Annotated in this window: 13 protein-coding genes; 6 read left to right on the top strand and 7 right to left on the bottom strand. The window is 37.1% G+C overall.

The annotated features are described in order from the left end of the window. Positions 1–123: 123 nt before the first annotated feature. Positions 124–1,881 (bottom strand): DUF8693 domain-containing protein, encoded by a 1,758-nt coding sequence (locus OZP13_RS18480; protein WP_281298172.1) that lies wholly within the window; start codon positions 1,879–1,881, stop codon positions 124–126. 626 nt (positions 1,882–2,507) lie between these two features. On the opposite strand from OZP13_RS18480, the gene OZP13_RS18475 reads away from it, so the two are divergent. Continuing rightward, positions 2,508–3,533 (top strand): H-type lectin domain-containing protein, encoded by a 1,026-nt coding sequence (locus tag OZP13_RS18475; RefSeq protein ID WP_281298171.1) that lies wholly within the window; start codon positions 2,508–2,510, stop codon positions 3,531–3,533. A gap of 5 nt (positions 3,534–3,538) precedes the next feature. Here the strand turns inward: OZP13_RS18475 and OZP13_RS18470 are convergent, their stop codons facing one another. Then, the gene (locus OZP13_RS18470) at positions 3,539–3,868 is read right to left on the bottom strand and encodes a hypothetical protein (RefSeq protein ID WP_281298170.1); all 330 of its coding nucleotides are present in this window, start codon (positions 3,866–3,868) and stop codon (positions 3,539–3,541) included. A 27-nt stretch (positions 3,869–3,895) separates the two neighbouring features. On the opposite strand from OZP13_RS18470, the gene OZP13_RS18465 reads away from it, so the two are divergent. From OZP13_RS18465 to OZP13_RS18445, 5 genes are all read left to right on the top strand, one after another. Next, complete coding sequence (locus OZP13_RS18465; RefSeq protein WP_269241593.1) at positions 3,896–4,072, top strand: C1orf53 family protein; 177 nt, start codon at positions 3,896–3,898, stop codon at positions 4,070–4,072. 48 nt (positions 4,073–4,120) lie between these two features. Continuing rightward, positions 4,121–6,097 carry a urocanate hydratase gene (gene hutU, locus OZP13_RS18460; protein WP_281298169.1) on the top strand — a complete coding sequence of 659 codons (1,977 nt, stop codon included), beginning with the start codon at positions 4,121–4,123 and terminating at the stop codon, positions 6,095–6,097. A gap of 66 nt (positions 6,098–6,163) precedes the next feature. Next, the gene (locus OZP13_RS18455) at positions 6,164–6,733 is read left to right on the top strand and encodes a DUF4136 domain-containing protein (RefSeq protein WP_269241592.1); all 570 of its coding nucleotides are present in this window, start codon (positions 6,164–6,166) and stop codon (positions 6,731–6,733) included. Between the two features lie 160 nt (positions 6,734–6,893). Beyond that, positions 6,894–7,289, top strand: a complete 396-nt coding sequence (locus OZP13_RS18450) for a hypothetical protein (protein ID WP_269241590.1) — start codon at positions 6,894–6,896, stop codon at positions 7,287–7,289. Positions 7,290–7,634: 345 nt separating this feature from the next. Next, positions 7,635–8,831: an IS256 family transposase gene (locus OZP13_RS18445; protein ID WP_269239997.1), complete on the top strand. Its 1,197-nt coding sequence runs from the start codon at positions 7,635–7,637 to the stop codon at positions 8,829–8,831. A 100-nt stretch (positions 8,832–8,931) separates the two neighbouring features. Here OZP13_RS18445 and OZP13_RS18440 read toward each other — a convergent pair whose 3' ends face one another. From OZP13_RS18440 to OZP13_RS18420, 5 genes are all read right to left on the bottom strand, one after another. Continuing rightward, positions 8,932–9,552 (bottom strand): DUF4230 domain-containing protein, encoded by a 621-nt coding sequence (locus OZP13_RS18440; RefSeq protein WP_281298168.1) that lies wholly within the window; start codon positions 9,550–9,552, stop codon positions 8,932–8,934. A gap of 2 nt (positions 9,553–9,554) precedes the next feature. Further along, complete coding sequence (locus OZP13_RS18435; RefSeq protein WP_281298167.1) at positions 9,555–10,502, bottom strand: GSCFA domain-containing protein; 948 nt, start codon at positions 10,500–10,502, stop codon at positions 9,555–9,557. 24 nt (positions 10,503–10,526) lie between these two features. Next, positions 10,527–11,318, bottom strand: coding sequence for a hypothetical protein (locus OZP13_RS18430; protein ID WP_281298166.1), 792 nt, complete (start codon positions 11,316–11,318; stop codon positions 10,527–10,529). A gap of 188 nt (positions 11,319–11,506) precedes the next feature. Then, positions 11,507–13,735 (bottom strand): glycoside hydrolase family 3 N-terminal domain-containing protein, encoded by a 2,229-nt coding sequence (locus tag OZP13_RS18425; protein WP_281298165.1) that lies wholly within the window; start codon positions 13,733–13,735, stop codon positions 11,507–11,509. Positions 13,736–13,798: 63 nt separating this feature from the next. Then, positions 13,799–15,187, bottom strand: coding sequence for a glycoside hydrolase family 30 protein (locus tag OZP13_RS18420; protein ID WP_432419463.1), 1,389 nt, complete (start codon positions 15,185–15,187; stop codon positions 13,799–13,801). Positions 15,188–15,271 lie beyond the last annotated feature (84 nt).

Raw genomic sequence — 15,271 nt, 5'->3', positions numbered from 1 at the left:
TCTGTGTGCCAATTGCATAATTTGATAAAACTAAATAAAACCCTCTAGTTTTAAAAGCTAACGCCCTGATTTTATTGCAATTAGATTTCGATAAAAGTTCAGGTTTTTATAGTGCTTCTTTGGCTAGTTATTTACGATAATTTTTGTTCCCATTTCCGCTTTGTCATTTGTGGTCAACTTTACAATATAAATTCCATTGCTTAAATCTGCCGTTGAAAATGAATAAGAGGAATTGGTTCCTAATTTGTTTTTACTAAAAATCAACCTTCCCACTACATCGTATAAGCTACAATTAGCCAATTCTAATTGCTGTGGATTATTGATTACCAAACTTTTATTTACATTATCTTGTTGCACCAAAAATCTTTGACTTTCCAAATCATCGACTCCTAAAGTACCGTTTTTAAAAGTGATTTCATATTGTGTATAATAAGTTCCGGCAGGCAATGTCAAATCATAGACACTGTTTTTAATATCATAATATTGATTGGTTGTTTTATCGTGCAAATAAACATTGGTAACTTCGGGAACATTCAATATTTGGTTGACCGTGATTTTATAATTGGCTTGAGCATAATTTCTAAACCCAATTGGAATCTTCTTGTCAATATCAAATGGAAGAACATTTATTACATATTCACTATTATTGATTACAAAGTAATTATTGGCAGGACCATCATTTGGAGATCCTCCATCATATCGATCGACACCATCGGTTGATAGAGGGTCAAAAGCCAATACTATCTGGCTAATCGGCCCATTATCCAATAAAGTGTTGAACCGAATTTGTGGTGTATCGGCAGCACTTTTTTTGTTGCTTGATGTTCTCTCGAATTCTGAACTATTTGCAGCTCCTTCTTTGACAAAAACTCGGTAACTGTTTTTCATTTGGACATTTCCATTCGCAGTCCCTTCAATCAAAAAACCTTGACCAATAGGAGAATATTTTCTTTCATAAGAATATCCTGAACTGCCTATAGTTGAGACTTCATTACCCGACCCATCATAAGAATAGAATATGGCTGGAGCATAGATGTTTGCCTGGGTATAAGTACCGTATCCTCCTTTATAATCAGCGATATAATGAGAGTTTGCCATTTTATCCTGTTCCCAGAAATAGGCAGTTCCCGTACAATTTAATTCTCCGACCAAAAAAGCTTGCAAATTAATTGCAGAAGGATATGGATTTCCTGTCAATACCAATTCTCCAGCCAAAACAGGAATATTGATGGTCCCGTCATTGGGTTTTCCCCTAAAATCGTAACGCTGATGATTTCCATCGGGATTATTTTGAACTCCATCGATTGTTGTCGTATCTGTTCCGGAAGTACCCTTCATGGTAAAACCTTCACCTGCTGCCAAGGTGGTGGTCGAACCCACTTTAATCCAATCTGAATAACTACTTGTGTTGATAAACTTATAAACCCAAAAAGGTGCAATTGCTAAAGGAGAAGCCGTACCATCATAAGAAGTCGACGCTAAAAGAGTAGCCATTGTAGTAGCTGTTGCAGTTGTAGGTCTTCCTAATTGTTTAATCCCAAAAGGATTGTTCACACTAGTAGCCGATTCAACATTTCCAACTGGTGAACACCAATAATTGTATTGATAATTATTAACAGTTCCTTCCTGAAAAACTGACAAACTCCCAATTCCTTTGTTAGCTCCTGCTCCAGTAGTTCCCTGCAATAATTGCCCCCCTTTTCTTAAATAGAAGTTGCTGGTAGCAGCATTTAACTCTATATCATTTTTTACGTAAACATATTGATTGCTTGCACAAATATAAGTATCGGCTTTAACATACATACCTTGGGAATATGCTTGAAGACAAAATAAAAATCCTGCGGCAATCACGAATGTTTTTGATAGTATTTTTGATTTCATAGCTAAAAAATGTGTTAATAATTATTTCTCGAATATCTTAAATATTATTGGCTTTAAAATATTCGAAATCAAAATTAAATTTAATTCTTTTTTATGAAAAAAAATCATTTAAGTGCATTTTTTATCGATTAAGTGCGTTTTTAATTATTTTACTAAGCATAATACTACATAAAAGACTAGGTGGTTTAATCGTCAGGATGAAGAAAAAGATTCCATTTTGAACCATATATTAAGTTTGCTTGACACCATATTGAATGATCAAATTTTATTGCCCCAGATTATCTTAATTATTATAAAACCTTGAGTATAAAAAAACTCAAACCACTAATAAACAGTCGTTTGCGTATTTTAAAATAAATTATATATCTATAAACACCCCACTTCTTTTAACAAAATTAAAATTCTACCAAGAAAAGGAAATTACAATAAAGGATGTTTTTATCTTAATTAAATTAAACCTAAGTCAATTTTCAATTTTTTTGTAAGACATATATGTCAATTGTAATAAATATATGCCGTTTACCGAACAAAATTACCGATAATCCAAAAAAAATCATTTTTTTAAAAAAATATATCTTAACTTAGTTGCAACAAAGCATACACTATTTATCATAGCCTAATTAATTATGAAAAAAATTACCCTATTGCCTTTTTGTCTATTTATGTTAATAATGGGTATTGACTCATCAGCACAGGTAGGAATCGGAACCACAACTCCAAGAGGCGCACTCGAAATCAATTCCAGCACAAATGGATTTGTAGCTCCACAAGTAGCCCTAACATTAACCACAACATCGGCTCCAGTAGTAAATCCACAAGACAGTGGATCGCCATTATCTGGAACTTTAGTTTACAACACCAATACCGCTGGAGATGTAACTCCAGGCTATTATTTTTGGAACGGAACTGTATGGACGCGTTTGATAACTTCTCCCAGCTGGTCGCTTTCTGGAAATTCAGGAACAACTGCTGGAACAAATTTCATAGGAACAACTGACGCCCAACCCCTCGTATTCAAAACCAGTGGTACGGAATGGATGAGAGTAACCCCAACTGGGGAACTGGCAATCGGCAATACCAACCCTTTGGCTACCTTAGACGTCACTGGAAATATTTATGCCAACAACAAAGGAAAAAATGAATTTATCATGAATTCAGATGGAGACAATTATGGTTTTATTTCGAACCCATCCCAAGATATATGGTCCTTAGGTTATGGCACAGATCCGAAATTTTTAGGAACTCATGTTTTATCATGGACAGGAAGCGGAAAGGTTGGATTAGGAACAACTACTCCCACCACATTGCTCCACCTAAAAGACGGACATATCAAAAGTGAACAAACTGCTGCCCCAACGATAGCCCTTACAACTCCAAATGGAATAACTAGCGCTAGCTTTGCAAGTTATTCCACGGACATTAAAGGATTAATAAATATTACTGGCACACCCACAAATTCAAACAAAGTTACCTTAACAGTCAACTTCAACGTTGCATATAACAGTGCGCCCATAGTAATGCTCACACTTGCAAACGATGCTGCCCAAGATTACAAAGCTTGGGTAAGTAATGTTACTACAAGTACTTTTGATATTAGTTTCAAGGGGGATACCACGGCAAATCCTAGTTTTTCCTATTTTGTAATTGAATAACTTCTTCAAAAAATATATTTCAAAAATCTCCAAAAAGACCTTCGCTTCAAATAGCCTAGGTCTTTTTCATTTGAATAAGCCTCTCGTTCAAAACTGATATTTCGATAAGCCAAATTCCAACTTTTATACTGGATGAACCGAACCAAAAATTCAAGAAAATACCATGCAAAAAAAGGAACAACCAACAATTCTAATTGTTGCCTGAGATGAATACGTTCGTGATTTATAAAAACCGGATTATTTTTATCCAATGCATATTTTACAAACACAAACGGAAACAAGGCCAATCCTCGATAGCCTTTCGGGATTAAATATTTGGCTGCAATTAAAAACATTGGTTATAAAGTGTATAAATTTGTAATATGAACGAACAAAGTAATGAAATTAAATTAATCGAAGGCGAAGATTTTTATTATACGCCTGAAGGTTACAAATGCTTCACCGAAAAGTACCATCTAAAAAAAGGGTTTTGCTGTAAAAGCGGCTGTCGCCATTGCCCTTATGGATTTGACAAAAAAACGGGGGAAATAAAAAAATAGTGTTCAGTCGCAGTTTTCAGTTTGCATAAACTCAAAAAACAAACCAAAATGACTTTCCAAGAACAAATTCAGCAAGGAATTCCATCCCAATTGCCCAAACCAAAACCGTATGAATCAGCCATAAATCATCCGCCAAAACGAAAAGATATTCTGTCGGCGGAGGAGAAAAAATTGGCACTTCGCAATGCGCTTCGTTATTTTGAACCGCAACATCATGCGGAATTGATCAAGGAATTTGCCGAAGAATTGAACACTTACGGCAGGATTTACATGTACCGTTTTCGCCCCGATTATAAAATGTATGCCCGCCCCATTTCGGATTATCCCGGAAAATGCGAACAAGCAAAAGCCATCATGCTCATGATCCAAAACAATCTGGATTATGCCGTGGCGCAACATCCACATGAGCTGATCACTTATGGCGGAAATGGAGCCGTTTTCCAGAACTGGGCGCAGTATTTATTGACGATGCAGTATTTGTCTGAAATGACAGAGGGACAAACCCTCACAATCTATTCCGGCCATCCAATGGGGTTATTTCCTTCGCACAAAGAAGCACCGCGAGTTGTGGTAACCAATGGAATGGTCATTCCCAACTATTCGAAACCCGACGATTGGGAGAAATTCAATGCGCTTGGCGTGTCACAGTACGGACAAATGACTGCGGGAAGTTATATGTACATTGGTCCGCAAGGCATTGTCCACGGCACCACCATTACGGTTTTGAATGGTTTCAGGAAAATTAAAACCAAACCCAAAGGCGGATTATTCGTCACTTCAGGATTGGGCGGAATGAGTGGAGCGCAACCAAAAGCCGGAAATATTGCCGGCTGCATCACGGTTTGTGCCGAGGTAAATCCAAAAATCACGCACATTCGCCACAGTCAAGGCTGGATCAACGAAGTCATTGAGGACATCGATGAATTGGTCAAAAGAGTGGCTTTGGCGAAGGCCAATAAAGAAATAGTTTCCATAGGTTATTTGGGAAACGTTGTGGATGTCTGGGAAAAATTCTACGACGAAAATATTTATATCGACTTGGGTTCCGACCAAACTTCATTACACAATCCCTGGGCTGGCGGTTATTATCCCGTGGATATTTCGTTTGAAGAAGCCAATAAAATGATGGCCAACAATCCCGAATTATTCAAGGAAAAAGTGCAAGAAACCTTGCGACGTCACACCACCGCCATCAATAAACACACCGCAAATGGAACCTATTTTTTCGATTATGGAAATGCTTTTTTGCTGGAAGCTTCCCGTGCCGGTGCCGACGTGATGGCCGAAAACCATGTCGATTTCAGGTATCCGAGTTATGTCCAGGATATTATGGGTCCCATGTGTTTTGATTATGGATTTGGTCCTTTTAGATGGGTTTGCACCTCCGGAAATCCAGACGATTTGCAAAAAACAGATGCGATTGCCTGCAAGGTTTTAGAAATAATGGCAAAGTCGGCTCCAGCCGAAATCCAACAACAAATGCAGGACAACATCCATTGGATAAAAGGCGCTCAGGAAAATAAATTGGTCGTGGGTTCGCAAGCCCGAATCCTGTATGCCGATGCCGAAGGAAGAATGAAAATTGCAGGAGCTTTTAATCAGGCCATTGCCAAAGACGAAATAGGAATGGTCGTTTTGGGTCGCGATCATCACGATGTTTCGGGTACGGATTCCCCTTATAGAGAAACCTCGAATATCTATGACGGCTCCCGTTTTACTGCCGATATGGCAATACAAAACGTGATTGGCGACAGTTTTCGGGGAGCCACTTGGGTCTCCATCCACAATGGCGGCGGTGTCGGTTGGGGCGAAGTTATAAACGGTGGTTTTGGTATGGTTCTTGATGGTACAAAAGAAGCGTCAAAGCGCATAGAATCAATGCTTTTCTGGGATGTCAACAACGGAATTTCCAGAAGAAGTTGGGCTCGTAACGAAGGCGCCATTTTTGCCATAAAAAGAGCAATGGAAATACAACCTTTGTTGAAAGTGACCATTCCAAATATAGTTGACGAACATTTATTTTAGTTTGAGCATTGTTATTTTGAAAAATTGGTTTGTAAACAAACTTGAAAACTTTTAAAATTTAAGAATATGAAAGCAATTAAATTTATCCCCGTTCTATTACTTTTTATATTGAGTTCTTGTGGATCCTCGATTAGCGTATATTCTGATTTTGACAAAAGTGTGGATTTTAGTCAATACAGGACTTATGCTTTCAATAAAAATGCCATTGACAAAGTACAAATTTCAACCCTCGACAAGAAAAGGATTCTTAATGCCATCGAAACGGAACTTGGCAAAAAAGGAATGACCAAAAGTGATAATCCTGATTTATTGGTAGGCATATTTACCAAAGAAAAAGAACAAGTAGATGTATCCAGTTATTATGGCGGTTGGGGCTATGGCTGGGGTTATGGATACCCCTATTGGGGCTATAGAGGCTATTATCCTTATTACTGGGGTGGATACGGCTACCCTTATGTAAGCACTTCGACTGAGGGAACTTTATTTATAGATTTTGTTGACACCAAGAGAAATGAGCTGGTTTGGCAAGGCGAAGGAGTGGGATATTTGACCCAAGATCGCTCTCAAAAAGAAGCCGTCATCAATGAATTTGTGTCCAAAATTTTAATGCAATATCCTCCAGTTTTGAAAAAATAAATTGCCTTAAAAAACAAGGTCGGGCTGGGCGAATGTCTCCGACTTCGCCCCCACAAAGTCGAGCAGGCAAAACAAATCAAAAAGCTACACCAGCTGGGGAAAACTAATTATCGATTCATAAGATAATAGAAAATTACATACCCATTATAAATCATAATTGATGAAAAAATATATTTTAACAATAACAATTATTGCAATTTTACTTTCATGTGATATTACAGAAAATAGATTTATATATATTGAAAATCACTCAAATCAAAATATAATTTCATTTATATCTAAAAAGGATATGAATAAAATGTCTGCAATAACAGAAAGTGACTCGGGAGCAGACGTCAAAACAAATAATTTCGGAACAATAAATCCAGTTAGAATCCGATGGGAGCAGTATTTTAAATCTTGCGAAGACGGAAAAATAAGAATTTATATTATTAAAGAAGATAGCATCATTAAGTATGGTATGGCAAATATTTTAAAGAAAAATATTTACAACAAAAAATATTTATATTCAATTGAAGATCTTGAAAAAATTAATTGGAAAATTAAATATAAATAGTTATTCACATAAAAACTTTATGATTGTCAATGTTTTACAAAAACAAAACATAATGATAAACGATGAGAGTAATTGTCATCACCATAGCAAGCAATAAATATCTTAAATTAGTGTGATACATAAAGATTCCTGGCTGCTAGAAGTATTCATAAAGAATAAACAACCTTAAAACACAGGATCGTGCTGTGCGAATGTCTCCTGACTTCGCACCCACAAAGTCGAGCAGGCAAAACAAATCAAAAAGCTACATGGTAGTATCCTATAAAGTGTGTAAGTAAAAAAAGTATTAGGGTTTGTGCAAACCCTAATACTTTTTTTACTTAATTTTAATATTTTACACATTTTATGAAAAAGGAAGATTTATTATCCGATGAATTTTTGAAGCAATTCAAAACAGGCGAAGACCTTTATGGCTTCTTAGCCCAACTACAAAAGCGAGGAATAGAGAAAATGCTCGAAGGCGAATTAGACGCCCATTTAGGCTATGATAAGCACGAGAAAACTACAAAATCCAATGCTCGTAATGGTTTTTCTAACAAGAAAATAAAAACCTCATTTGGCGAATCTCAGATTCAAGTTCCCAGAGATCGAGAAGCCTCATTTAACCCTTTAATTGTGCCCAAAAGGCAAAATATGCTCGATGGTTTAGAGAACGTAATAATCTCTCTCTATGCCAAAGGAATGAGCAATAGCGACATCGAAGAACAAATAAGAGAAGTTTATAATTTTGAGGTTTCCACTAGTACTATTTCTAGGATAACCGACACGGTTTCGAGTGATATTATTGCTTGGCAAAACCGACCTTTAGAGGCTGTTTATCTGATAGTCTGGATGGACGGAATTGTTTTTAAAGTTAGAGAAAACTCAAAAATAGTCAATAAAACCATCTATTTAGCCGTTGGACTTAATAGAGAAGGTAAAAAAGAAGTCCTTGGAATGTGGCTAGGAAAGAATGAAAGTGCTAGTTTCTGGCTTGGCGTTTTAACAGATTTAAAAGCTAGAGGAGTTGAAGATATACTAATTACTGCTACTGACAATCTAAATGGTTTTACGCAAACTATCAAAAATGTATTCCCAGAATCACAAACCCAAATCTGTGTAGTACATCAAATTAGAAACTCAGCTCGTTATGTGGTTTGGAAAGATAAAAAGGAATTTTCGGCAGATATGAAGCTTATTTACAATGCTCCAACTAAAGAAGCTGCTAAAGCATCTCTGGGAGATTTTTCTAAAAAATGGAATAATAAATATCCTTATGCGATTAAATCCTGGGAAGAAAATTGGGAGGAACTTACCGTATTCTTTGACTTTCCAGTAGAAATCAGAAAGATAATTTACACCACAAATTTAATCGAAAACCTCAATGGTAAAATCAGAAAATACACTAAAAACAAATTATCATTCCCAACGGATGAAGCTGTTTTAAAATCTGTATATTTGGCTTTGAGAGAGGCAACCAAAAAATGGTCGATGCCAATCCAAAACTGGGGATTAATCCTCAACCAGTTCTTAACTATATTTGAAAAAAGGGTTCAACTTTAATTAAAAAATCAAACCCCTATATTTTTAAACTTACACACTTTTTGGGATAGTGTCAGCTACATCCTCAAAAGATGTGGCTTTTTGCATTAAAAGAAGATTTTTACCCTTTCATTTTTTGATTAAAATCAGCTTCTTTTTCTATAATTTCGCCTTCGTATTTAAGAGTCCACCCCATAGTATTGGTCAGAATCAGCATTTTCGAAAGTTCCGAAATCAATCGGTTTTTGGCGTTGGTTTTCAGGGAAGATTTTTCAATTTTCTTGGCCAAATTGGCTCGGACGATTTTGTTTATTTTGTTGTAATCATCTCCCGTAAAAGGATTCATTTGGCTTTGCTCCACATCATAATATTTAATGTCCGGGCTTATTTTTATCTCTTCTTTTGGGATATTCACGATAGTGATGGTCTTGTTTTTTTCGTCGATGTCGTATTTCATTTGGTGTAAATCGTAGGCTACCGTTACATCGGCATTGACAATTACGATGGCTTTCTTTTCGAAAGAAACCATGTCCATCAGGTATTTGTCCTGATCTTTATAGGTAACCACTTCGGCAAAATGTCCTTCGGTAACGACCAATTTTCCCACATTGACTATTTGTTGCTGGATGAGATTGGTGTTGTATTCCAAGGTGGAATCGTCTTCTTTTTTGAAATCACAGAATTTGAAAAGCAAGATGATTGCCACCATGATTCCCGCTGCCAATAAAATTCTTCTTTGCATAATTAAAATTTCATAAATGAATATTGCGATACTAATTTAGCCATTTTATCTTGAAGTTTCGATAAAAATTGCTGGTGACTTTCGGAATTTGGATTAAAGGGACGGTGCTGCAATCCTTTTTGAATGGTTTCGACTTCTTTCATAACCGAATGACTTTCTTCAGAAATAGAGGTTTCGGAAAATCGTTCCCAAATATAATCTATCGCTACCTGATTGGGATGAATCATGTCTTCGGCATAAAATCGATAGTCGCGAAGTTCGTCCATCATGATTTCGTAGGAAGGGAAATAGCTTGAAGTTGGAAGTTGGAAGCTGGAAGAATGCAAAGCAGAAATCAAATGCGATTTACTCAATTGATTTTCCACATAGCCGTCTTTGAGGTGGCGAACGGGCGAAACCGTGAAAATAATATTCGCTTTTGGATTGATTTTTTGGATTAAATCGATTGTGTTTTGAATCGAATTTTCGATAATTGCAACCGACAAGATTTCTTTGCCAAATTGCTTTTGGGGTACTTTATGACAATTGGCAACAATTTGATTTGCATCAATGTTTCTATATACCCAAGAAGTTCCGTAAGTGATGATGATGTGGGTTGCCTCGCTTATTTGTTGGCGAGTTGATTTTACAATGGCATTCAAATTAGCGATTAATTCCTCCTTGCTGGAATTACTGCAATCCGAATGCAGGTCGAAAGAATGCCAACGTTCGTTGTAAAAAAAAACGTCTTCTTCCGTAAATTGTTTTCCGGAAACGGCAAAATCAACCAATTTTTCTATTGCCAATGGATGAAATAAAATCCCGAACGGATTGCAGGTGTTTTGGAACTTGAAATAATCTAATTTCTCGGCCATGTTCACGGCAAAACAAGAACCCAAAGACACCATTTTCGAATTGTAATCTATTGGATTGTCGTTTTTGGGAATGGAAATTTTAGTTCTAAACTGCATCTATTATTTTTTACAAAAATAGAACTAATTGTAGAATAATTGCGATTTTAAATGGTTGGAATCAGAACCGCCAAACACCATGTTTTCTGAAACAATTTCTGTTGGATAGCCATTTGAATTGTATTGGTATTTGCTGTCGATTCTTTTTATGGCAGAAACAACTTGGTCGTCATCCAAATACTTAACCGATGAAACCTCGGTACTACTAATTTCATTATTTGAGGAAATTATTTTAGAATAATTCAACAATTTATCGAACCCCAAAATGTTTTTCAAGGCATTGTTTTTATAGTCGTACTCTACACTGACGCTGTTTTTAGCCGAAATTCCTTTTCCTGCATCGTCTAAAGTTTTTTCGTCTTTAACGAGATTTCCGTTTTGAAAATACATGATTCCATGATGGTTTTTAACTTCAAAATTGCTGGAATCCTTGGTCAATTTTTCATAAGAAACAGAACCATCATTGTTGTGAATATAATTTATCACGTAATTATCAGACGACGTGATCTTGGTCAATTTCCCATCTTCTGAATAGGAATAGTCCAATGTATTGGCGTGTTGCGTTGTTTTATCCAACACCGCAACTTTGGTAATTAAATTGCCTGTATAATAAAATTTAGAAAGTTGGTCCGCTTTGTCGATAGCCACTAACTTATTTCCATCGTAAGAAAGAATCGTTGTATTTGAAGTTCCGTCAACTGAAACCTCAACGACCTTTTTCAAGAACTGCACTTGTTCGATTGGGTCGCTGGTGCAAGAACAAAGTGTCATCAAAAGCACCACTACAATCCCAACTATTTCTTTTGCTGTTTTCATAAAATTCATAAACCCCATTCGTCTTTTTAAAAACCAAGACCCCTATTTGGTTTACAAATCAACCCTAAAAAAGCAAAAGCCGCAATATTCACCGTTACAATTCCAATATTTCGGATAAACTACTCTTTTTGTTGCCTTCAAATTTTTCATTTTCCACCAAATCTTGACGAGAAAATGTGTTCTTGAAGTTAGTTCAGCAATTCAAAATCCCCTTTCAAGCGAATATCTTCCGAAGACGAACCAATCATCAAGTCAAAATCGCCCGGTTCTGATTTGAATTCCAGTTTATCGTTGTAAAAAGATAATTTTTGGTTGTCAATCACAAATTTCACGGTTTTGGTTTCCCCCACATTGAGTTTGATTTTCTCGAATCCTTTCAGTTCTTTTATAGGCCTAACCACGGAGCCGAATTTATCCCGCAAATACAATTGCACCACTTCTTCCCCGGCATATTTTCCCGTGTTGGTGATGTTTGCAGTAACTTCAATTGTTTCATTGTTTTTCATTTTATTCTTGGACATTTTCAAATCGGAATATCGAAAAGCCGTATAACTCAATCCAAATCCAAAAGGAAATTTGGGACTAATGGACAAATCAATGTAAGCGGAAGTATACATCAAATCCGTATCGTTTTTGGCCGGTCTTCCGGTATTGAAATGGTTATAATAAATCGGAATTTGTCCCACTTCCCTTGGAAAAGTCATTGGCAATTTTGCACTTGGATTGACGTCTCCAAACAACACGTCGGCAATCGAATTTCCGGCTTCTGTTCCCAGCCACCAAGTATAAAGTATGGCAGGCACGGTATCGGCAGTAGAATTAAAAACCAATGGTCGTCCCGTATTTATCAAAACCACCACCGGTTTTCCCGTGGCTTGAATGGCTTTGACCAATTCTTCCTGAACGCCTGGAATGTTGATATTGCTTCTGCTTTTGGCTTCGCCGCTCATATCTCTTTTTTCTCCAATACTCATAATGACCACGTCGGCTTGTGAAGCTATTTTTACGGCTTCGGCAAAACCATCTTTGTTGTCTCCTTCAATTTCGCAACCTTTGGCGTATAACAATTTTGTATTTTTTCCAACCTTGTTTTGCAAACCATCCCATTGTGAAACCACCAATTTTTCATAATCAACTCCAGGCAAATCCACATCCCAAAATCCCATGTTTTGCTTGTATTCTTTAACCAAAGGGCCAATAAAAGCGATAGTTTTCGTGTCTTTAGAAAGCGGCAATACATTTGAATCATTTTTCAACAACACGATGCTTTTGGCACCAATTTCCCTTGCTGCTTTGGTATGTTCTGGATTGTTTAGTGCCGCTTTTTCTCTTTCGGCATTGCAAAAACGATACGGATCATCGAATAATCCCAACTCGAATTTCTTGCGTAAAATTCGCTTGACGGCATCATCCACTAACTGGATGTCAATTCTTTTTTCTTTCAATAATGCTTCCAAATTGTTTTTGTAGCATCTGCTTTCCATATCCATATCGCTTCCCGCCGTGATGGCAAGATAAGCTGCTTCTTTTCCGTCTTTGGCATAGCCGTGATTTTGCATTTCGCCAATGGAACCCCAATCTGAAACCACAAAGCCTTTGAAACCCCATTTTCCTTTCAGGATGTCCCTTTGCAAGTATTTATTTCCGGTTGCAGGAATTCCGTTCAAGTCATTAAAAGAATTCATAAAAGTGGCTGCACCCGCATCAAGAGCCGCTTTGAACGGTGGAAGATAAACCTCCCAAAGCATTCTTTCGCTCATGTCCACCGAGTTGTAATCCCTTCCGCCAACGGCTGCACCATAAGCTGCAAAATGTTTGACACAAGCCATGACTGCATCAATTCCTCCTAACTTTTCGCCTTGAAAACCAATTACTCGGGCTTTGGCAATCAAAGAACCTAAATACGGATCTTCGCCAGCGCCTTCCATTACACGTCCCCAACGCGGATCACGGGCAATGTCCACCATGGGCGCAAATGTCCAATGAATTCCTGAGGCCGAAGCTTCGACGGCGGCTATTCTTGCTGCTTTTTGTATGGCTTCCAAATCCCAACTTGCGGCTTCGCCCAACGGAACCGGAAATGTTGTTTTATAACCATGAATGACGTCTTGACCAAACAACAACGGGATTTTTAGACGGGATTCCATCGCCATTTTTTGCCAACTTCTTGTGCGTTCCGTTCCAAGACAATTCAACAATGAGCCAACTTGTCCATTTCGAATTTGGCTAGCTTTGTCATTGTCAACCGTAATTGGCCCCGTGGCTTTCGAATCGTCATTGTATTGATTTAGCTGTCCAATTTTCTCTTCAAGCGTCATTTGCTTTAATAAAGCATCGACTTTTTGGTCTATTGTTTTTGGTTGTGAAAAAGCAAAAAAGAATGCCAATAAAAGTGTTGTGGTTATTGTTTTTTTCATCTTTTAAATCCGTGTTTCTTGTTGTTCAATCGTCTAATTATGTCTTTATAAATCCTCGCTTTTTTAATAAACCAATGTTTGAATGGCATTGGGCAAAATAGAAACCTCTGTGGCTTGTGTTCCAATGCATAAATTATAAACCACTTTTTCATTACTTTGATTCATCACGACAGTCACCATTTTTCCGTTTGAATTAATGAAAGACGTGCTCAACAAACTGTCTCTACTGACCACGGTGCTGACTCTTTTGGCATTTGGACGAATGAATTTTGAAAAATGTCCAATATAATAATAAGAAGGCGTATAAATTAATTCGCCTGTTTTTGTGTCTCCGTGAACGGGTGCAAAACAAAAATTGCCGACGTGATTTGGCCCACCGTTTTCATCAAGAAGTATGTTCCAATCGGTCCAGGCCACGGTTCCGTTATTGAAATCGTTTATCATCGAAGTGCCGTATCGCACTCCATTAGCCCAAAATTGGTATTTAGACGCATCGAATTTTTCGACGCAACCTTCGGTAAAAATTAGATTTTTTGAAGGATACGCTTCGTGCACTTTCCCTACATTTTCAAACATCGGTTTTCCGCCAGCCCAGGTTTCGTACCAATGAAAGCCCAATCCCCAAGCGTATTTTGAAGCATCGGGATCCGAAAAAATAACATCGGCTCTTTGATTCATCAAATCCCGATTATGATCCCATACAATTATTTTTTTATCTCCCAACCCTTCTTTTGCCAATGTTGGTCCTAAATAATTTTTCAAAAAATCTCTTTCCTCTTCTGCGGTATAAATGCAGGATTCCCATCTTTGAATGGCCATTGGTTCATTTTGTAGCGTCAATCCCCAAATTGGAATTCCTTCCTTCTCATACGCCTTTATGAATTTGGAATAATAGTTCGCCCAAGGCTGATAATATTCTGCCAATAAAGAACCTCCTTGCAATAAATCATTGTTGCTTTTCATAAAAGCGGGCGCTGACCAAGGGCTGACATATAAGGTCATTTTTCCACCTGCCGTTGCCGTTGCTCTTTTTATCATTGGAATACGGTATTTTCTATCGTGATCAATGTTGAAGGTTTTTAATGACTTATCCCCTTCCTTAATATAAGTGTACCTATCACTGCTGAAATCACAACTGTTTATGTTCGTTCTCATCAACGAATAACCAATTCCTTTGTCGGAACTATAATAAGCATTGAGTAATTCCTGCTGTTTTTCCTTAGACAATTTTGCAAAAACCTCAGCACTGGCGTCTGAAATAGCACCTCCAATTCCTAGAAGAGTCTGAAAAGTTTTGAGTGGATTTACAAAAACACAAACTTGTTTTTCTGTAGGCTGTTTTAACTCCTTGAATTTCAGATTATCTGTTTTTGACAATCTCAAACTAGAATTTTCAGCAGTAGTATAAACTACAACCATCCTGTCTTTTGTTGAAAAAGGTTTGGATTCCATTTTCTTTTTTGGCTGGGAATATATACTAAATGAAACTAGTAAAATCAATAGGGAAATGGCTGTTTTCATATTGTTTTATTGTGA

The organism is Flavobacterium limnophilum (assembly GCF_027111315.2).
GTDB lineage: Bacteria > Bacteroidota > Bacteroidia > Flavobacteriales > Flavobacteriaceae > Flavobacterium > Flavobacterium limnophilum.
Note: the sequence above shows the minus strand (reverse complement) of the source record. Positions and strands in the feature narration are given on the sequence as shown.

Bases quoted from the DNA above. Each gene is read 5' to 3' on its own strand.
- OZP13_RS18435 (WP_281298167.1), bottom strand. From the start codon at position 10,502: ATGCAGTTTAGAACTAAAATTTCCATTCCCAAAAACGACAATCCAATA.
- OZP13_RS18465 (WP_269241593.1), top strand. From the start codon at position 3,896: ATGAACGAACAAAGTAATGAAATTAAATTAATCGAAGGCGAAGATTTT.
- OZP13_RS18470 (WP_281298170.1), bottom strand. From the start codon at position 3,868: ATGTTTTTAATTGCAGCCAAATATTTAATCCCGAAAGGCTATCGAGGA.
- OZP13_RS18445 (WP_269239997.1), top strand. From the start codon at position 7,635: ATGAAAAAGGAAGATTTATTATCCGATGAATTTTTGAAGCAATTCAAA.
- OZP13_RS18430 (WP_281298166.1), bottom strand. From the start codon at position 11,318: ATGAAAACAGCAAAAGAAATAGTTGGGATTGTAGTGGTGCTTTTGATG.
- OZP13_RS18475 (WP_281298171.1), top strand. From the start codon at position 2,508: ATGAAAAAAATTACCCTATTGCCTTTTTGTCTATTTATGTTAATAATG.
- OZP13_RS18455 (WP_269241592.1), top strand. From the start codon at position 6,164: ATGAAAGCAATTAAATTTATCCCCGTTCTATTACTTTTTATATTGAGT.
- OZP13_RS18425 (WP_281298165.1), bottom strand. From the start codon at position 13,735: ATGAAAAAAACAATAACCACAACACTTTTATTGGCATTCTTTTTTGCT.
- OZP13_RS18450 (WP_269241590.1), top strand. From the start codon at position 6,894: ATGAAAAAATATATTTTAACAATAACAATTATTGCAATTTTACTTTCA.
- OZP13_RS18420 (WP_432419463.1), bottom strand. From the start codon at position 15,187: ATGGAATCCAAACCTTTTTCAACAAAAGACAGGATGGTTGTAGTTTAT.
- hutU (WP_281298169.1), top strand. From the start codon at position 4,121: ATGACTTTCCAAGAACAAATTCAGCAAGGAATTCCATCCCAATTGCCC.
- OZP13_RS18440 (WP_281298168.1), bottom strand. From the start codon at position 9,552: ATGCAAAGAAGAATTTTATTGGCAGCGGGAATCATGGTGGCAATCATC.
- OZP13_RS18480 (WP_281298172.1), bottom strand. From the start codon at position 1,881: ATGAAATCAAAAATACTATCAAAAACATTCGTGATTGCCGCAGGATTT.